A 17,704-nucleotide genomic window follows, 5' to 3' on the forward strand; every position below is an offset into this window, starting at 1 on the left:
TAGCGCGGTGAAGGGGGCCTTCACGTATTTCGGGCCCGCGTGACGGTCAAGCCTCCTGGCGCTTGACCAGATGCCGCCCGGCCCACCAGGCGATCTCCACCAGCACGATCCCCACCCCGGCACAGGCGAAGGCCGACAGCGTGTACGCGCTCACGCTCGGATCCAGCGCGAAGAACTTCTGCGTGAACGGGATCAGGAACAGCGCGAGAGTCAGCACGACCATCCCGCCGATCAGCAGGATCTTCCACCACCGGTACGGCCGCGCGACGATCCCGAGCACCCACAGGGCGATCGTGATGAGGGTGATCAGCGCCGTCGTCCCCGCCTGGATCTTGTCCAGTTCGGACTGGCCGGATCCCTTGTACACCAGCAGATAGCTCACGAACGTCGCGGTGGCGATGACCAGCCCGGCCGGGACGGCCATCCGCATCACCCGGCCGACGAAACCGGTGCGGGCGCGTTCGTTGTTCGGCGCCAGCGAGAGCACGAAGGCGGGCAGGCCGATCGTGAACCACGCGGTGATCGTGATGTGCCGCGGCAGGAACGGGAACGGCACCTGCGCGATGCCGACCATCAGCGCCAGCAGTACGGAGTAGACCGTCTTGGTGAGGAACAGGTTCGAGACGCGCTCGATGTTGCCGATCACCCGCCGCCCCTCGGCGACGACGTGCGGCAGGGTGGCGAACTTGTCGTCCAGCAGCACGATCTGCGCGACCGCACGGGTGGCCGGGCTGCCGGCGCCCATCGCGACGCCGATGTCCGCGTCCTTCAGCGCGAGGACGTCGTTCACGCCGTCGCCGGTCATCGCGACGGTGTGCCCCTTCGACTGAAGCGCACCGACCATCGCGCGTTTCTGCAGCGGCGTCACGCGGCCGAAGACAGCGCGATCCTCCACGGTGTCGGCCAGCTTTTCGGCGTCCTCCGGCAGCTTCCGCGCGTCGATGGGCTTGTCCGCGCCCGGCAGGTCCAGGGTGCCCGCGACGGCGCCCACCGAGATGGCGTTGTCACCGGAGATGACCTTGACCGCGACGTCCTGGTGCGCGAAGAAGTCCAAAGTGTCCTTCGCGTCGGGGCGAACCTTCTGCTCCAGCACCACGAGCGCGACCGGCTCGATGTCGCCGGGGCCTTCGTCCGCGTCGACGGCCCGTTCGGCACGGCCCAGCAACAGGACACGCAGGCCGCGCGAGCCGATCTTCTCGGCCTCCGCCCGGTGCTCGCCCTCGGGCAGCAGGACGTCTGCCGCGCCGAGCACCCAGTCGCCGTCGCCGCCGAACGAGGCACCGCTCCATTTGCGCGCCGAGGAGAACGGCATCGTCGTGGTCACCCGCCAGCCCGGATCGGTCCGGTACGCCTCCGCGATCGCCTGGAGGCTCGCGTTCGGGCGGGGATCGGCGGCGGCGAGCGCGGCCAGCGCCTCGTCCACCGGATGGCCCGGCGTGATCTCCCGGACCTCGGAAAGCCGCATCGCGTTCTCGGTGAGCGTGCCGGTCTTGTCCGCGCACACCACGTCGACCCGGGCGAGGCCTTCGATGGCCGGGAGTTCCTGCACCAGGCACTGGCGCTTGCCCAGCCGGATGACGCCGACCGCCAGCGCGACACTGGTCATCAGCACCAGGCCCTCGGGCACCATCGGCACGAGCGCCGCGACCATGCCGCGCAACGCGTCCGGCCACGCCTGATCGCCCGCGAGCTGGTTGTAGATGGTCAGCGCGCCCGCCGGGATGAGCAGGTACGTGATGAACTTGAGGATCTTGTCGATGCCTTGGCGCAGCTCCGACTTCACCAGGGTGAACTTGCTGGCCTCCGCGGCCAGCTTCGCCGCGTAGGACTCGTCGCCGATGATGTCCGCGCGGTACGTGCCGCTGCCGGCGACGACGAAGCTACCGGAGAGCACCTTGTCCCCCGGCTGCTTGACCACGGGATCGGATTCACCGGTCAGCAGCGACTCGTCGACCTCCAGCGCGTCGGCCGTCAGCGCCGGGCCGTCGACGACGATCTTGTCGCCGGGCCCCAGTTCGACGAGGTCGCCGAGCACGACGTCCTCCGGGGCGATCTCGGTGCTCTGCCCGTCGCGGCGCACGGTGGGCTTCGCCTGCCCTACGATCGCGAGCCGTTCCAGGGTCCGTTTCGCCCGGAGCTCCTGGATGATGCCGACCGCGCTGTTGACGATGATCAGCCCGCCGAACAGGCCGTCGATGAAGTAGCCCGTCGACAGGATGAGCACGAACAGCACGCCGTAGATCGCGTTGATCCGGGTGAAGACGTTCGCACGGATGATCTCGCCGGTGGTCCGGCTGGTCTTCGTCGAGACCGTGTTGGTCTGGCCCGCGGCCACCCGCTGGGCGACCTCTTCGCTGGTGAGCCCCCTCGAGGCGTCGGTCAGCAGGGCCGGCTGATCTATTGCCATGCCCGCGACTCTATTCCGCCCGGCCCATACCCGCGTCAGCCTCGGGGACCATGTCGCCCCTTACTTCAGCATCTTTCGTGTTCGGGGTTGGTGCCGCCGTCGGTCGTGTCGACGCGCCACGACCCGCTCTCCAGCCGCAGCGGCAGCACCAGCCGCCAGCGGATGCACGCCTCCGGCAGGTACACCGGCGCGTCTTCGACGTCCTGCGTGCTGGTGAAGGCGACGAGCACCCGCAACGTGCCCGGCGCGCCCGGCTCGATGCGATAGACGAGGATGCTGCCGTCCCGAGTGGACTGGAAATCCTTCTTCCACTCCGCCGAGGTCTTGGTCTTGGCCCGGTCACGGCTGACCACCGATGTCCACTTCGGATAGTCACGCTCGTTGATGGAGTCGAAATACCCCTGCAGCACCTGCCGGACGCTCTGGTACTGCGGATGCGCGAAGACGTCGGGGGTCACCTCGACGACCGGGGAACCGGGCTGTTGCTCCGGGGCGACCGAAGTCGGCGACTCGCTGACGACCGGCTCGGTGGGCTCGGCCTCCGGGCGCGTGTAGAGATCGCGTGCCAGCAACCCCACGCCGACGGTCAGGGAGATCACGACCACGATGACGGGGATCAGCCACCGCTGGCGAGACAGGGGGCGAGGCTGGGCGGTCACCCTGAAAGGTTAGCCGCCCGCCTCTTCCGTCATCACCGGCGTCTACCCGACCTGGTGCAGCCAGGTGACCGGGGCGCCGTCACCGGCGTGCCGGTACGGTTCGAGCGCTTCGTCCCAATTGGCGGCGAGGAGCTCGTCGAGCTTGTGCGCCAGCGATTCGCCGGAGCGGACCTTGCTCACCAGGGCGCGCAACTGGTCCTCGCCCACGACGATGTCGCCGTTGGCACTGGTCCTGCCGTGCCACAGGCCGAGGCCCGGAGCGAAACAGAACCTCTCGCCGTCGACCCCCGCACTGGGCTCTTCGGTGACTTCGAACCGGATCATCGGCCACGCCTTGAGCGCGGACGCCAGCTTTCCGCCGGTGCCCGAAGGCGCACGCCAACCACATTCGGCGCGGAGCTGTCCTGGACTGGCGGGCTGCGCCGTCCACTTCAACTCGACTCGGGCACCCAGGGTGCCCGAAATGGCCCACTCGACGTGCGGACACACCGCAGACGGCGACGAGTGGACGTACACCACGCCACGGGTGTTGCCACGGGTGCTCACTGCTGACCTCCGCTACTCGACGAGGGGCGTCTTCCCCTACGACCTCGCGAGCTGCGCTGGCCAGGTGGCTCGTGCCGCCTCCCGGTACGCGTGAGCACATTGTGCACCCCATCTGTGCTGTTTGGCCACATGAACACCACAAGTCGCACCTGATTGGGACGCGGGACTCCTGCGAAGGCCCCCTTCTTTCGGCTGAGCCGAAGAAAAGATCCCTTCACGCGGGTTAACCCGGGGACGGCATTGTGCCCCCACGCCGTGAAGGCCTCCTTCCCTACTTTGAGGGTAGGGAAGGAGGCCTTCACGGACTTGGCTCAGCCCTGGGCGCCGAGGGACTTCGCCGCGGCGAAGGTGTCGACGAGACCGGTGCCCTTGTCGAAGCTCGACGTGTACGGCCCGGCCGCCACGTACGGCGAGCCGTCGGCGAACTTGTACGCGGTGCCCTTGATCGCGGCCTCGATTTCGGCGGGGCTCGCGTTCGGCGCGACCTGGAACAGCTGCGCGACGATCCCGGTGATCTGCGGCGCCGCCATCGAGGTCCCGCTGATCACGTTGTAGGTGGCGAGATCCAGGAGCCCAGGGCCGTTCTTCGGCTGGAGGCCCTGCGTGCAGATCGGCTGTGTCGGCCGGCACGACGACAGGATGTTCTCCCCCGGCGCGGAAACGTCGGGCCAGCTCGACTGGCTGCTCTTGAGACCACGCGACGAGAAGTCGGAGACCGTGCCGTCACGGGTTTCGGTCCCCTGATCGTTGAACGACGCCACCGAAAGCACGCCCGGTGTCTGGTCCTGCCCCGGCGGGTTGGAGAGGTTCGCCGAACCGTCGCCGCCGTCGTTCCCGTTCGCCCACACCGTGACGACGCCTTCCGCGGCGAGCGCGCGCTGCAGCTTCACCGTCGCCGAGTTCGGGTCGAAGGCGCCACCGCCGCTGGGACCGTAGGAGTTGTTGGTCACCTTGATCGGCGGGCACACCGACGCCGCGACACCCGCGCCGCAGGGCGCCTTGTGGTTCTCCAGCACCCAGTTCAGCGCCGCGTCCGTGCCGAGGACGAGCAGCGCGGCCCCGGTCGAGACCGAGACGATCTTCGAGCCCGGCGCCGAGCCGCCGACCTTGGTGCCGTCGGTCAGCGTCAGCCGGTTGCCGGCGGCGATACCGGTGACGTGCGTGCCGTGGCCGCCCAGGGACAGGGTGTCGGTGTCGACGGAGGTGGGGACGTCGACGATGCAGTTCGTCGCCGTGCCGTCGAGACAGAGGCTCTTGAGGTTGCGTACCACCCGTGTCTTGCCGTCGGCGCCTTTGAAGGCCGGATGCGTCGGGTCGACCCCGGTGTCGATGATCGCGACGGAGACGCCCCTGCCGTCCACGGGAGCGCCACCGGCGTCCTTGAGCTGCGCCTGCGTCTGGAGGCTCCGCGTCGCCGTGGTGCCGGCGCTGCCATGCGCCTTGAGCTTCTCGTTGCCTTCGACGTAGGTGACCCCGGCGGCCTCGCGCACCGCGCGCACCTGGTCGGCGGTGCCCCGGACGGCGACGACGCCGATTTTCCCGAACGAGGTGATCTTCGTGAGCCCGGCCGAGCGGGCGGCGCGTTCGGCGGTGGCGACGTCGTCGGCGTGCACGAGCGCGGTCACCCCCGCGGTGCCGGTGACGGCCGAAAGGAGGCGGGCGAGTCCGGGGGCGACGGGTGCCGACGGTCCCGCGGCCTGCGCGGGGACCATCCCCGCGGCCGGGACGGCGAGCAGGGCGACGACGAGTGCGGCACGTCGACGCCAGGGTCGGGATACGGCCATTGCGTTTCTCCTGGTGACAGGGGGCAAGGAACTGTCACCTACCAACGAGTACCACCCGGACGGGTGACGGTGCTCACGTGCATTACAACTTTTCGGAGCAACGTCACGGCGCCTACCTGGGACGTGTCTCCCCTTGAATCGGTACAGCGGCGCGGAGCGCCACCTTTGAGGGTGGTGGCGGGGGCATGGATGGACGGATGGAGGCGCTAGTTTGTGCACCGAGACCGACGAGATGGGGAGGGGTTCGGTGCGACTCGTTCGCCTCGCTCAACAGCCGTCCCGGGTGGCCGAGGACGTCCGCGCCGCGCTGGCTTCACTCGGCCGGGGCAGCAACGTCGTCGGCGGGGTCGCCCTGATCGGCGCCAGCCCCGTCGAGGGACGGCCCGTCGAAGCCGTCGTGGTCATGCCGAAGGGTGTCCTCATCGTCATCGGTGTCGACCTGCCGGACCCGGCACTGAAACTCGAAGCCCCGCTCGGCGGACCGTGGAAGGCCGACGGCTGGCCGCTGGTCCACGGCGACACCTCGATCAACCCGGCCACGGACGCGCTCTCGCTGTCCGCCGCGTGCACGCACAAGATCGCGGACGTCGCCCCCGGCGCCGGGCCGATCGGCACAATCATCGCCGTCGGCCCCTACGTGGAGACGGTCGACCAGCCCGCAGCGGATCTCGCCGGTTCGGTCCGCGTCCTCTATCCGACGGCGACGACGATGCTCGCCGCGACGGTCTCCCTCGCCACCGCGCCCCGCCCCCGCTCGGTCCAGCAGGCGCGGGACCTGATCGCCGCGCTCGCCCCGGACGCGCCGCCGATGCCCGAGGAGATGTTGCTGGGCGAAGGGTTCAGCGCTTTCTCCGACGACGAGCCGACGGTGATCCGCGAGAACCCGCTCGTCGCGATCGCGCCGACGGTTCCGGTCCAGCATCCGGGGAAGGCGAAGAGACCGGCGAAACCGCCCGTGCTGCCCGTTGCTCCCGCCAAGCCCGCTCCGCCCGTTCAGCAGGCCGCTCCCGCGAAGCCCGCTCCCCCGGTCCGGCAGACCCCGCCGCCGGCCGCGGCCGCCGCTCCCTCGCCCGCCGAGGCCGCCCCGAAGCCTTCGCGACAGTCCAAGACGGTGAAGTGGCTTCCGGTCGCCGCGATCGGCTTGCTCATCGTGTTGCTGGTGGCGGCCATCAGCGTGGCTTCCGGCGGTGACGACACCGCGTCCACGCAGACTCCCCCGCCGCCGACCGCGGCGACCAGTCCCCCGCCGCCGAGCAGCAGCGCGGTGGAGAACATCCAGTTCACCTCGCGGGCGTCGGCCGCGGACCAGAAATGCGCGTCCCACGCGTACGGCGACGTCCAGTCGAGCCTCCAGCAGACGAGTTGCTCGGCGGTGAAACGGGCCAGCTTCGCCAGTTCCATCGACGGCCGGGCCGCGGCGGTGACGATCGCCGTCGTGGAATTCCCCAACGCCGCGCAGGCGAGCGCGTTCAAGGCCATCGCCGACAACCCCGGCGGTGGCGGCATCCTCGATCTCGCCACCGAGACCAACCAGTGGCAGGGCGAAGTGCCCGTGTTCGAAGGCGCCGCCTATCAGAGCAGCCTGGACGGGAAGTCGGTCCGGTTGATCCAGGTCGTATGGCTGCCGGGACCGTCCACTCCGGACGATCCCGGCCTCGTCCGCGGCGCGAAGGCCGCGCTCGAACTACCCGTCAACGGCTAGAGCCCGTACGCCTCCAGCAGGCGCAACCACACCTCGCTGATCGTGGGGAACGACGGGACCGCGTGCCACAGCCTCGGCAGCGGGACCTCGCCGACGATCGCGATCGTCGCCGAATGCAGGAGCTCGGCCACGTCCTGCCCGACGAAGGTCGCGCCGACCAGGACGTCGCGTTCGGTGTCGACGACGATGCGTGCCTTGCCCGCGTAACCGTCCGCGTGCAGCGACGAACCGGCCACCGCGATGTCGATGTCGACGACGCGATGCGGTTTGCCCTCCTCGGGTCCGGCGAGCCCGACCGAAGCGACCTCCGGATCGGTGAACACGACCTGCGGGATGGCGTGGTGATCGGCGGTGGCGCTGTGCGCGCTCCACGCGGCGGAGTCGACGGGTTTGCCCGCCGCCTGCGCGGCCACCGAGTCACCCGTGGCCCTGGCCGCGTACTTGCCCTGATGGGTCAGCGGCGCGCGGCCGGTGACGTCCCCGACGGCGAACAGCCAGTCACCGTCCACAGCGGACACACGGCCGTTGTCGTCGGTCGTGAGCGGCGCGCCCGCTTCGAGCCCCACCGTCTCCACGCCGAGTCCGTCGGTCGCCGGGCGGCGGCCGGTGGCGACGAGCAGTTCGTCGACGACCAACCGGTCGCCACCCTTCAGCGCCAGTTCCTTACCACCGTCCACAGCGGACACGGAGTCGAGTCCGGAGCCGGTGTGCACGGTGACGCCGGCTTCGCGGAGCCCCGCGATGACAGCGTCGCCCGCGAATTCCGGCAGCCGCGGCAAGGGCCGCTCGCCCGAGATGATCAAGTGGACTTCGGCGCCGAGCGTGGCGAAGGCCTGCGCCATTTCGACTCCGACGACGCCGCCGCCGAGTACGCCGAGGCGGCGCGGGACCACTTCCGCCGAGGTCGCCTCACGCGATCCCCACGGGGAAATCGTGTCCAGCCCGGGGATCGACGGCGTCCGCGGGACACTGCCCGTGGCGATGATCACGGCGTGCCGGGCGGTCAGCTCGTCACCCCCGTCGACCGTGACCTTCCGCTCACCGGTGATCCGGCCGTGCCCGCGGATCGGGACGATCCCGGCTCCCTCTGCCCACTTGACCTGTCCGGTGTCGTCTCCCTTGCCGGTGAACCAGTCCCGGCGCGCGAACACCTCGGCCGGGTCGATCTTGTCGCCCACCGGGACACCGGGGACCCGTTTGGCGGCGGCGAGGAGGTTGCCCGGCCGCAGCAGCGCCTTGCTCGGAATGCAGGCCCAGTAAGAACATTCGCCGCCGAAGCGTTCGTGTTCGACGAGCGCGACCTGAAGGCCGCCTCGTGCCGCCCGTTCGGCGGCGACCTCGCCGACGGGGCCGCCTCCGATCACGATCACGTCAAAAGTCTGTGCTGACATGCATTCAGCGCACACCACCGCGCAGCTTCGCGCAACCTGCCGCTATCCTCGTGTCGCTGCGTGAGTCATAGCCGCGGGTCAGGTTTCACCGTGCCGGTTACGCAGTAGAACGATCGAGCGCGGGAGGTTTTTTCATGGCCAGGAACACTGCTGTGCATTTGCTGGACGATCTGACCGGCGAGGCGGCCGAGGAAACGGTCGCTTTCGGTTTGGACGGAATCGCTTACGACATCGACCTTTCGGCCGACAACGCCACCGCACTCCGGGAAATCCTGCGTGCCTACGTGGAGAACGGCCGCCGGATCGGCGGACGCAAACTGCGGCCGCGGGTCGTGCAGCGCCCCAAGGGCGCGCGGGTGTCGAAGTCGAGCCCGAAGACCGCGGCCACCGCGGCGAAGGCCGAAGCGAAGACGGCCGCGAAGCCGGGCCGCAAGCCCGCCGCCAAGGGTGTCGCCGGCCGCAAGCCCGCCGCCGCCAAGAAGGCCGCCGCTCCCAAGTCGGAGGCCAAGGCCCCCGCCAAGACCACGGCGAAAGCCACCGCGGCCAAGGCGAAGACCACCCGCGGCGCGGCGGCGAAGACCACGGCGGCCAAGGCTCCGGCCGGTCGCGCGAAGGCCGCGGCTGCGGCGAAGACCCCGGCCAAGACGGCAGCGAAGGCCACCACCAAGACGACGGCCACGAAGGCCGCTCCGAAGGCAGCCGCCGCGAAGACGACCGCCACCAAGGCGGCGCCGAAGGCCGCGGCAAAGGCTCCGGCGAAGAAGGCCGCCGAGCCGAAGAAGACCACGCGCGCCACTCGCAAGGTGCCCGCGGTCACTTTCTCGGCCACCGAAAAGTAATGCATCGAAAAGGCCCTTTCGCGATATTCGCGAAAGGGCCTTTTCGTTTTCAGGATCATTTACGCTGAGCGCCCTCGGCATGCCATTCCGGGTAGTGGTACCGCGTGTGCTGGAGCGAGCGGTGCCACTCCAGCTCCTTGTCCGCGGGCTTCCGGGTGGCGAGTTCACCCAGTTGCGCGGCCGCCGCCACGCGGACGGCGGCCGTGACGTCGGCAACACCTTTACGCAGGCCATGCTCGGCGAGCGACGCGACCCGGCTCCGATGGGAGTCGAGCGGACGGGGATCCGCGGGTGCCGCGGTGAGGTAGCGGCCGACCCGTTCGGCGGCGGTCGAAACGAGCAGGGTGGAATGCGCGAGCAAGCCCGTTCTCGTCCGGAACACGGCGAAACCGCACAGCTTCGCGTCACCGACGAACAGACCTCGATCACCGAGCCGCGACGGCAGCCCGAGTTCGGCCACCGTCGCGGTCATCAGTTCCCCGAGCGCTTCGAGCGGTCTGTCCGACGGCCCCGGCAGGACGAGCGTGATGTTGAGATTGCCGGGATCGTGGAACACGGTGCCGCCACCGCTGGCCCGGCGCAGCACCGGGACGCCGTCGCTCGCGCAGACGTCGGCCTTGACCTCGCGTTCGATCTTCTGCCCCCGCCCCACGACCACACAGTCGGTGTTGCGCCAGATCCACAGGACCGGCGCCTCCGGTGCGGCGCGCAGCAGGGCTTCGTCGAACGCGAGGTTGTCGGCCGGGTCGTCGAACGAGGCGACGACTTCCGAGAGACCGATCACAGTGCTTTGAGTTCCTCCACGATCTCGCCCACCGACGATTTGGCGTCGCCGAAGAGCATGCTTGTCTTCGCATCGTAGAAGAGCTCGTTGTCGATGCCGGCGAAGCCCGAGCTCATCCCGCGTTTGAGCACGATCACCGACCGGCTGTGGTTCACCTTGAGGATCGGCATCCCGTAGATGGGCGAGCCCGGATCGGTCTCCGCGGCCGGGTTCGTGACGTCGTTCGCGCCGATCACCAGCGCGACGTCGGTCTGGGCGAACTCGGAGTTGATCTCGTCCATTTCCTTGAGCTGCTCGTACGGGACGTCGGCCTCGGCGAGGAGCACGTTCATATGCCCCGGCATCCGGCCCGCCACCGGGTGGATGGCGTACGCGACCGTGATCCCCTTGGCCTCCAGCAACTTCGCCATCTCGCGGACGACGTGCTGCGCCTGCGCCACGGCCATGCCGTACCCGGGCACCACCACGACCTTGTTGGCGTACGCCATCTGGATCGCGGTGTCGGACGCGCTCGTGCTGCGGACCGGCCGGGCCTCGCCGGATCCGCCGCTCGCGACCGCCGTGCCGCCGCCGAACCCGCCGGCGACGATGGCCGGGATCGACCGGTTCATCGCCTTCGCCATCAGGTTCGTCAGGATGGAACCCGAGGCGCCGACGATCATGCCCGCCACGATCAGCGCGGTGTTGTCGAGTGCGAGACCCATGGCCGCGGCCGACAAACCGGTGAGCGCGTTGAGCAACGAGATGACGACCGGCATGTCCGCGCCGCCGATCGGCAGCACGACCACCACGCCGAGGATGCCCGCCGCGACCAGCAGGCCGATCATCAGCAGTTCGGCGTCGCCGCCGCTCGCGATGACGACCGCGAGCACGATCGCGGCGATCAGCACCAGCGCGTTCACCGGCTGCTGCAGTTTGCCCAGGGTGATCGGGCGGCCGGAGATGAGTTCCTGCAGTTTCCCGAACGCGATGTTCGAGCCCCAGAAGGACACCGACCCGACGATCGCGGCGAACAACGACGCGATCGCGACGTACGCCGGCTCGTGCGCGTAGCCCTCGGTGGTGCGGAACTCGACCCACGCGATGAGCGCGACCGCCCCGCCGCCGACGCCGTTGAACAGCGCCACCATCTGCGGCATCGCGGTCATCTTCACCTTGCGCGCGGACGGCACGCCGACGACGACACCGATCGCCACGCCGAGCGCGATGAGCAGCCAGTTGCCCATGCCCGGCGTCAGCAGCGTCGCGATCACGGCGATGCCCATGCCGACGGCGGCGATCCAGTTGCCGCGCACCGCGGTGCGCGGACCGGTCAGGCCCATGAGGCCGTAGATGAACAGTGCGAAGGAAATGATGTAGAGGACGGCGATGAAGGTCGTCACTTGTCACCACCGTCTTCCGGCTTCTTCGCCTTGAACATCGAGAGCATCCGGTCGGTGACGAGGAAGCCGCCGACCACGTTGATCGTGCCGAAGGCGATCGCGATCACCAGCAGGACCTTGTTCAGCACGCCGTCCACCCCGAGGCCGAGCACGATCAGCCCGCCGAGCAGGACGATGCCGTGGATGGCGTTGGTCCCCGACATCAGCGGGGTGTGGAGGGTGTTGGGCACCTTCGAAATGACGGTGAAACCCACGAATCCGGCGAGTACGAGGATCGCCAGGCTGCCTACGAGCATCACTCGCCTCCTTCTTCTTTTCCGGCGACGCAGGCCCCGGCGACGATCTCGTCGGAGAAGTCGAGCGCGAGCTTGCCTTCTTTGTCGACGAGCAGTTCCAGCAACTCGGTGACGTTGCGCGCGTAGAGCTCGCTGGAATGCGCGGGCATCTCCGCGGCGAGGTTGAGCGGCGAGCAGATGGTGACGTCGTGCTCGACGACCTCCTCGCCCGGCTTCGTCAGCTCGCAGTTGCCGCCGGACTCACCCGCGAGGTCGACCACGACCCCGCCGGCGGGCATCCCCTTCACCGCGTCGGCGGTGACGAGGACCGGCGCCTTGCGGCCGGGGACGAGCGCGGTGGTGATCACGGCGTCGAACTTCGTGATCGCCTCGGTGAGCCTGCGTTGCTGCTCGGCCTTTTCCTCGTCGGTCAGCTCGCGGGCGTACCCGCCTTCGCCGACCGCCTCGATGCCGAGGTCGAGGAATTTCGCGCCGAGCGACTTCACCTGCTCGCCCACCTCGGGCCGGACGTCGTATCCGGTGGTCTGCGCGCCGAGCCGTTTCGCCGTCGCCAAGGCCTGCAACCCCGCGACACCGGCGCCGAGTACGAGCACCTTGGCCGGTGGCACGGTTCCGGCGGCGGTGGTGAGCATCGGGAAGAACCGGGTGAGCTTCTCCGCGGCGAGGAGGACGGCGCGATAGCCCGCGACACTGCTCTGCGACGACAACGCGTCCATCGCCTGCGCGCGGGAGATCCGCGGGATCGCCTCGACGGCGAAGGCGCGGACGCCCGCCGCTTCGAGCGCGGCGATCCCGTCGGGATCACCCCTCGGATTCAGGAAGCCGATGAGGATGGTGCCCTGTTTGAGCTTCGCGACTTCGGCCGCGCTCGGAGGCGCCACCTTCACCACAATGTCGGCATCCCACGGATCGCCGATCACCGCGCCCGCCTGCTCGAAGGTCTCGTCGGCGAGCAGCGCGCCGGCGCCCGCGCCGGGCTCGACCACCACCCGCAGCCCGCGTCCGGAGACGCGCTCGATGAGTTTCGGTACCAGCGCGATGCGACGTTCACCTTGTCCGGTTTCCCGGACCACGCCGACCGTGAGCTGCTCGTTCTCTGCCGCCACAGGCGACCTCCTCGCTGGAGAGGACCACACGAACCCGCACTTCTTACCACGCCCGGCCGACAACTTTCCTGGCTGAACGTATCCGGACGGCATCTTTCCGTGACATCACTCATCACGATCGATCCAGCCATCGATCCAGGTGCGCGACGTCATATGCGCGCTATGGCAACGGTTTCCGCATCATGGAACGCTGCGCCAGTTCGGCACGCCCAGGAAGATCAGCCGCAGCCGCCGTTCGGCCGTGCGCACGATCTCGTCGTCACGCGAAGGTGTTTCGAGCAGCTCCAGCACCGTCGTGAGCATGGTCGTCACGATCAGGTCGGCGAGCAGGTGCAGATCCTCGGTGCTCCAGTCGCGGAGGAAGTCGAAGCGCGCCAGGTCGACGGCGAGTTCGCTGACGAAGAGCTTGAGTTCGAAGCCGATCGCCTGCCGGACCGGGCCGGTGCCGCCGTAACGCTCCCTGGTCAGGAAGTGGAAATGGTCCTCGTGCGCCCGCACGTGCTCACGCAGGATGCGCACCGACGAGCGGATCATGTCGTTGTACGCCGACGGCCTCGTGCGCGCGGAGCGGATCATCGTGCGCAAGGTGCGCATCGACTCCTCGACCAGCGCCACGCCGAGCTCGTCCATCGACGCGAAATGGCGGTAGAACGCCGTCGGCACGATGCCGGCCTGTTTCGCGACCTCCCGCAGGCTGAGCCCGGAGAACCCGCGTTCCGCGACCAGGTCGAGCGCCGCGTCCAGCAGTGCCTGCCGGGTGCGTTGCTTGCGTTCCTGCCGGGAAACGGGCTCGGTTGTCACGACGGACAGCGTAATCGCCTCCGCGCTATCACCCACGTCACATCGCCGTCCTCTCGCGTTGACAAGCGGGATCTTCACCACTTCACTATTCAGTGTACAAGCGTTCACTGAATTTGGGAGAAGTGATGACGGCACTGGTACCGCGCAGGGCCAGGCGGCTGGCCTCGCTGGCCGAGGCCCTGCTCACGCCCCACGGCATGGACCGCTACCTCGAACTCGTCGACCCGATGCTGGTCCGCCGCGAGATCCGCGGCCAGGTCACCGGCGTCCGGCGGCAGACACCCGACACGGTCACGCTGACCATCCGGCCGAGCCGGGCCTGGCGCGGCCACCTCGCGGGCCAGTACGTGCGGGTGACCGTCGAGATCGACGGCGTCCGCCGCACCCGCTGCTACTCACCCGCCGGTTCGGAGCACGACGGATCACTGGAACTGACCATCAAGGCCGACCCGCAGGGGCTCGTCTCGCGCCACCTGAACCGCACGGTCACCGTCGGCTCGGTCCTCGGACTGTCCACTCCGGACGGTGAGTTCACCCTGCCTTCGCCGAGGCCGCGGCGGATCCTGTTGCTGAGCGGCGGAAGCGGGATCACGCCCGTCCTGTCGATGCTGCGCACGCTGGCCGACGAGAAGTACGAGGGCGATCTCGCCTTCCTGCACTACTCCAACGGCGCCGAAGACGCCCTCTACCGCGCCGAACTCGCCGACCTCGCCCGCCGCCTTCCCGGCCTGCGGGTGGTACACGCGTTCACTCACGCGAAAACCGGCGGCGACCTGCACGGGTTCTTCTCGAAGGAGCACCTCGCTCAGGCCGCTCCGTGGTACCCCGACGCCGAAACCTTCCTCTGCGGCCCGAAGCCGCTGATGGACTCGGTCCGCGAGGTCTTCGGGGCCGACGGCCTGGGTGCACATCTGCACACCGAGGAGTTCACGCCGCCCGCGCTCACCTTCGACACCGAGAACGCCGAAGGGCAGGTGCGCTTCGCCCGCAGCGGCCGCGAGTTCGCCAACTCCGGGAAACCGTTGCTGGAGCAGGCCGAAGAAGCCGGGCTGAGCCCGGAACACGGCTGCCGCATGGGCATCTGCTTCTCCTGCACGCAGATCAAGACCTCCGGCTGCGTGCGCAACGCCAAGACCGGCGAGACCTCCAGCGAAGAGAACGAAGAGATCCAGCTCTGCATCTCCGTCCCGGTCGGGGACGTCGAGATCAACGCTTAGAAAGGAGCAGGCCATGACCGGCTTGCAGGACAAGCTGACCCCGGCACAGGTCGAGGAGTTCGGCCGCGAGATGGACGCGATCCGGCAGCGGATCGTCGCCGACCTCGGCCAGGTGGACGTCGACTACATCCACAACGTCATCAAGACCCAGCGCGCGCTCGAGGTCGCCGGGCGCGGGCTGCTGTTCGCCGGCTTCTTCCCGCCCGCCTGGGTCGCCGGCGTCGCCGCGCTCTCGGTGGCGAAGATCCTCGACAACATGGAGATCGGCCACAACGTCATGCACGGCCAGTACGACTGGACGCGCGACCCGGCCCTGAGCTCCCAGCAGTTCGAATGGGACACCGTCGCGCCTTCGGAGAACTGGCGCCATTCCCACAACTACATCCACCACACCTACACCAACATCCTCGACAAGGACCGCGACATCGGTTACGGCATCCTGCGGATGGACCCGGCGCAGAAGTGGAACCCGTACTACCTGGGCAACCCGGTGTACGCGACGCTGCTCGCGCTGTTCTTCCAGTGGGGCGTCATGCTGCACGACCTCGAGGTCGACCGGGTCGCCAAGGGTGAACGCACCTGGGCCGAGAACAAGCCGGTGCTGCGGAAGATCGTGCGCAAGGCGGGCCGCCAGGTCGGCAAGGACTACGTGCTCTTCCCGCTGCTGACCGGTCCGCTCGCGCCGCTGACCTTCCTCGGCAACGCCACCGCGAACCTGACCCGCAACCTGTGGGCGTTCTCGATCATCTTCTGCGGGCACTTCCCCGCCGACGTCGAGAGCTTCACCGAGGAGGAGACCGAGAACGAGTCGCGCGGCCAGTGGTACCTGCGGCAGATCCTCGGCTCGGCGAACATCACCGGCGGAAAGCTGTTCCACATCATGACCGGGAACCTCTCGCACCAGATCGAGCACCACCTGTTCCCGGACATCCCGGCGCGCCGCTACCCGGAGATCGCGGGCGAGGTGCGGGCGATCTGCGAGAGGTACGGCCTGCCGTACAACACCGGTCCCCTGCACAAGCAGCTGTTCTCGGTGGCCAAGAAGATCGTGAAACTGGCCCTTCCGTGGAACGGCGAACCCCGGACTGCGGCTACCGTGGAGAGCGACAAGACCCTCCGAGCGGCTTAAGGTGTCTGACATGGTCGGTCAGTTCGAAAGCACCAAGGACGTGGTCCAAGAGGTCACCGAGTCCGCGGCCACCCATATCGGCAACATCGCGACGATCATCACCGGCGCGATCCGGGACATCGCCCGCGAGACCGGCGACTGGCTGACGGACGTCATCGAGATGCGTGAGGCGTCCCAGCGGGCGCAGGCGGACGAGAACCGGGTCGTGAACGGCGATTCGGATTAGAAGTACCCGCCGCGTGTGAGCCGGTCCCGAGTGGGTCGGGATGGTCGTGAGTGGCGATTCGGGTTCTAACCCGAATCGCCACTCACGACCACCGGTACCGAGAGCCGCGAAGACTAGGGAAACCTGGATGGGCACGAGGCGGGTGGCCACGGCAAGCTGAAGCCGTGATCACCCGCCTCGCCCTGCCTGGACGCGTCCTCAGCGCACAGCTGAACCGCGCGTACTGGGGCGAGCTGGCCTGGGTGATCATCGGCGCGCCGCTGACGCTGGCGTTCGCGGTGCTCGTCGTCCTCGGGCTGGTCCTCGGTGCGGGCCTGAGCCTGCTGACCATCGGGGTCCCGGTGCTCATCGGCGTCCTGGCGGGCGCGAGACTGATCGGCATCGCCCACATCGGCCTGGCGCGCGCCTTGCTCGGGACGACGGTCACCCCACCCGCCCGGCCCGAGCTGCGGCCGGGCCTCTGGAACGGCGTCAAAGGCAGGCTCGGGGATCCGCTCGGCTGGCGGTCGATCGCCTATCTGGTGATCCGGCTGCCGCTGTCGGTGATCGAGTTCTTCCTGGTCGCGAGCCTGTTCGTGTACGCGGTGAGCACGCTGAGCTATCCGCTGTTCTGGTTCACCCTGAACGGCGAGGCCATGCCGACGTTCGACCTGCGCGTCGACACCTGGCCCCTCACCCTGCCGCTCGCCGTCACCGGGCTGGCCGTGCTGCTGGCGATGCCGTGGGTGGTCCGCGGTCTCACCGAGTTCGACCGGCTGCTGGTGCGCGGCGTCCTCGGCGCCGAGGACCTTTCGAAGCGCGTGCGCGACCTCGAACGCAGCCGTGCGACCGCGGTCGACGACGCGACGCGGCGGCTGCGCCGGATCGAACGCGACCTGCACGACGGCGCGCAGGCGCAGCTGGTCGCGCTGGCGATGAAGCTCGGCATCGCGAAGGACGAGCTGGCGGGCGACGGCGACATCGAGCAGGTCACCGCCCTGGTCACCGCCGCGCACGCCAACGCGAAACAGGCACTCGTCGAACTTCGCGACCTCGCCCGCGGCATCCATCCCGCCGCGCTCGACGCCGGCCTCGACGTCGCGCTGTCCACTTTGGCCGCGGGCTCGGGTATCGACGCGAGGATCACCGTGGACCTGCCGAGCAGGCCGTCCCCGTCGATCGAGACCATCGCCTACTTCACCGTCGCCGAACTGCTGACGAATGCCGCCAAGCACACTTCCTCCGCGATCGAGGTCGACGTGGGTATCGTCAACGACGACCTGCGGCTCGTGGTGCGCGACGGTGGCGAAGGCGGGGCCCGGCCGGTACGCGGCGGAGGGCTCGCCGGGATCGCCGAACGGCTCGCGACGGTGGACGGCGGGCTCGACATCGACAGCCCTCCGGGAGGGCCTACGGTGATCAGCGCGGTAATACCATTACGGAAATAGGGGGCGGC

The 17,704-nt window shown here is 68.9% G+C and carries 16 protein-coding genes; 6 read left to right on the plus strand and 10 right to left on the minus strand.

The genetic code is table 11. The features are described 5' to 3' along the window. Positions 1-46: 46 nt before the first annotated feature. The 4 genes from AORI_RS70055 to AORI_RS70070 form a co-directional block, all read right to left on the minus strand. A complete protein-coding gene (locus AORI_RS70055) occupies positions 47-2,407 on the minus strand; it encodes a cation-translocating P-type ATPase (protein WP_016336125.1) in 2,361 nt (786 codons plus the stop codon). 65 nt (positions 2,408-2,472) lie between these two features. Continuing rightward, positions 2,473-3,066 (minus strand): hypothetical protein, encoded by a 594-nt coding sequence (locus AORI_RS70060; protein ID WP_016336126.1) that lies wholly within the window; start codon positions 3,064-3,066, stop codon positions 2,473-2,475. 42 nt (positions 3,067-3,108) lie between these two features. Continuing rightward, entirely contained in the window at positions 3,109-3,612 is a 504-nt protein-coding gene (locus AORI_RS70065) for a DUF3145 domain-containing protein (protein WP_016336127.1), read from the minus strand. Between the two features lie 311 nt (positions 3,613-3,923). Then, positions 3,924-5,396 carry a S8 family peptidase gene (locus tag AORI_RS70070; RefSeq protein ID WP_016336128.1) on the minus strand — a complete coding sequence of 491 codons (1,473 nt, stop codon included), beginning with the start codon at positions 5,394-5,396 and terminating at the stop codon, positions 3,924-3,926. A 247-nt stretch (positions 5,397-5,643) separates the two neighbouring features. Between AORI_RS70070 and AORI_RS70075 the strand changes: the two genes are divergently transcribed. Continuing rightward, positions 5,644-7,098, plus strand: a complete 1,455-nt coding sequence (locus tag AORI_RS70075) for a hypothetical protein (RefSeq protein ID WP_043849079.1) — start codon at positions 5,644-5,646, stop codon at positions 7,096-7,098. Here AORI_RS70075 and AORI_RS70080 read toward each other — a convergent pair. After that, complete coding sequence (locus AORI_RS70080; protein WP_016336130.1) at positions 7,095-8,468, minus strand: dihydrolipoyl dehydrogenase family protein; 1,374 nt, start codon at positions 8,466-8,468, stop codon at positions 7,095-7,097. The two genes, AORI_RS70075 and AORI_RS70080, sit on opposite strands and share 4 nt — an antisense overlap. A 155-nt stretch (positions 8,469-8,623) precedes the next feature. On the opposite strand from AORI_RS70080, the gene AORI_RS70085 reads away from it, so the two are divergent. Next, entirely contained in the window at positions 8,624-9,328 is a 705-nt protein-coding gene (locus AORI_RS70085) for an Lsr2 dimerization domain-containing protein (protein WP_081809727.1), read from the plus strand. Between the two features lie 55 nt (positions 9,329-9,383). On the opposite strand, the gene AORI_RS70090 is transcribed toward AORI_RS70085, so the two are convergent. From AORI_RS70090 to AORI_RS70110, 5 genes are all read right to left on the minus strand, one after another. After that, on the minus strand, positions 9,384-10,112 hold the full coding sequence (locus AORI_RS70090; protein ID WP_016336132.1) for a lipoate--protein ligase family protein: 729 nt from the start codon (positions 10,110-10,112) through the stop codon (positions 9,384-9,386). Next, positions 10,109-11,494: an NAD(P)(+) transhydrogenase (Re/Si-specific) subunit beta gene (locus AORI_RS70095; RefSeq protein ID WP_016336133.1), complete on the minus strand. Its 1,386-nt coding sequence runs from the start codon at positions 11,492-11,494 to the stop codon at positions 10,109-10,111. Before AORI_RS70095 ends, AORI_RS70090 begins: the two co-directional genes overlap by 4 nt. Then, a complete protein-coding gene (locus AORI_RS70100; RefSeq protein WP_016336134.1) occupies positions 11,491-11,790 on the minus strand; it encodes an NAD(P) transhydrogenase subunit alpha part 2 in 300 nt (99 codons plus the stop codon). Before AORI_RS70100 ends, AORI_RS70095 begins: the two co-directional genes overlap by 4 nt. Further along, positions 11,790-12,896, minus strand: coding sequence for a Re/Si-specific NAD(P)(+) transhydrogenase subunit alpha (locus AORI_RS70105; RefSeq protein WP_016336135.1), 1,107 nt, complete (start codon positions 12,894-12,896; stop codon positions 11,790-11,792). Before AORI_RS70105 ends, AORI_RS70100 begins: the two co-directional genes overlap by 1 nt. A gap of 180 nt (positions 12,897-13,076) precedes the next feature. Continuing rightward, a complete protein-coding gene (locus AORI_RS70110) occupies positions 13,077-13,733 on the minus strand; it encodes a TetR family transcriptional regulator (RefSeq protein ID WP_016336136.1) in 657 nt (218 codons plus the stop codon). Between the two features lie 89 nt (positions 13,734-13,822). Between AORI_RS70110 and AORI_RS70115 the strand changes: the two genes are divergently transcribed. The 4 genes from AORI_RS70115 (at position 13,823) to AORI_RS70130 (ending at position 17,696) form a co-directional block, all read left to right on the plus strand. Beyond that, positions 13,823-14,914 (plus strand): ferredoxin reductase, encoded by a 1,092-nt coding sequence (locus AORI_RS70115; protein WP_016336137.1) that lies wholly within the window; start codon positions 13,823-13,825, stop codon positions 14,912-14,914. A 13-nt stretch (positions 14,915-14,927) separates the two neighbouring features. Further along, the gene (locus AORI_RS70120) at positions 14,928-16,043 is read left to right on the plus strand and encodes a fatty acid desaturase family protein (RefSeq protein ID WP_016336138.1); all 1,116 of its coding nucleotides are present in this window, start codon (positions 14,928-14,930) and stop codon (positions 16,041-16,043) included. A 10-nt stretch (positions 16,044-16,053) separates the two neighbouring features. Next, a complete protein-coding gene (locus AORI_RS70125) occupies positions 16,054-16,269 on the plus strand; it encodes a hypothetical protein (RefSeq protein ID WP_016336139.1) in 216 nt (71 codons plus the stop codon). Between the two features lie 164 nt (positions 16,270-16,433). Then, positions 16,434-17,696 carry a sensor histidine kinase gene (locus tag AORI_RS70130; RefSeq protein ID WP_016336140.1) on the plus strand — a complete coding sequence of 421 codons (1,263 nt, stop codon included), beginning with the start codon at positions 16,434-16,436 and terminating at the stop codon, positions 17,694-17,696. Positions 17,697-17,704 lie beyond the last annotated feature (8 nt).

This window comes from Amycolatopsis keratiniphila, from assembly GCF_000400635.2.
In the GTDB taxonomy this organism is placed as follows: Bacteria; Actinomycetota; Actinomycetes; order Mycobacteriales; family Pseudonocardiaceae; genus Amycolatopsis; species Amycolatopsis keratiniphila.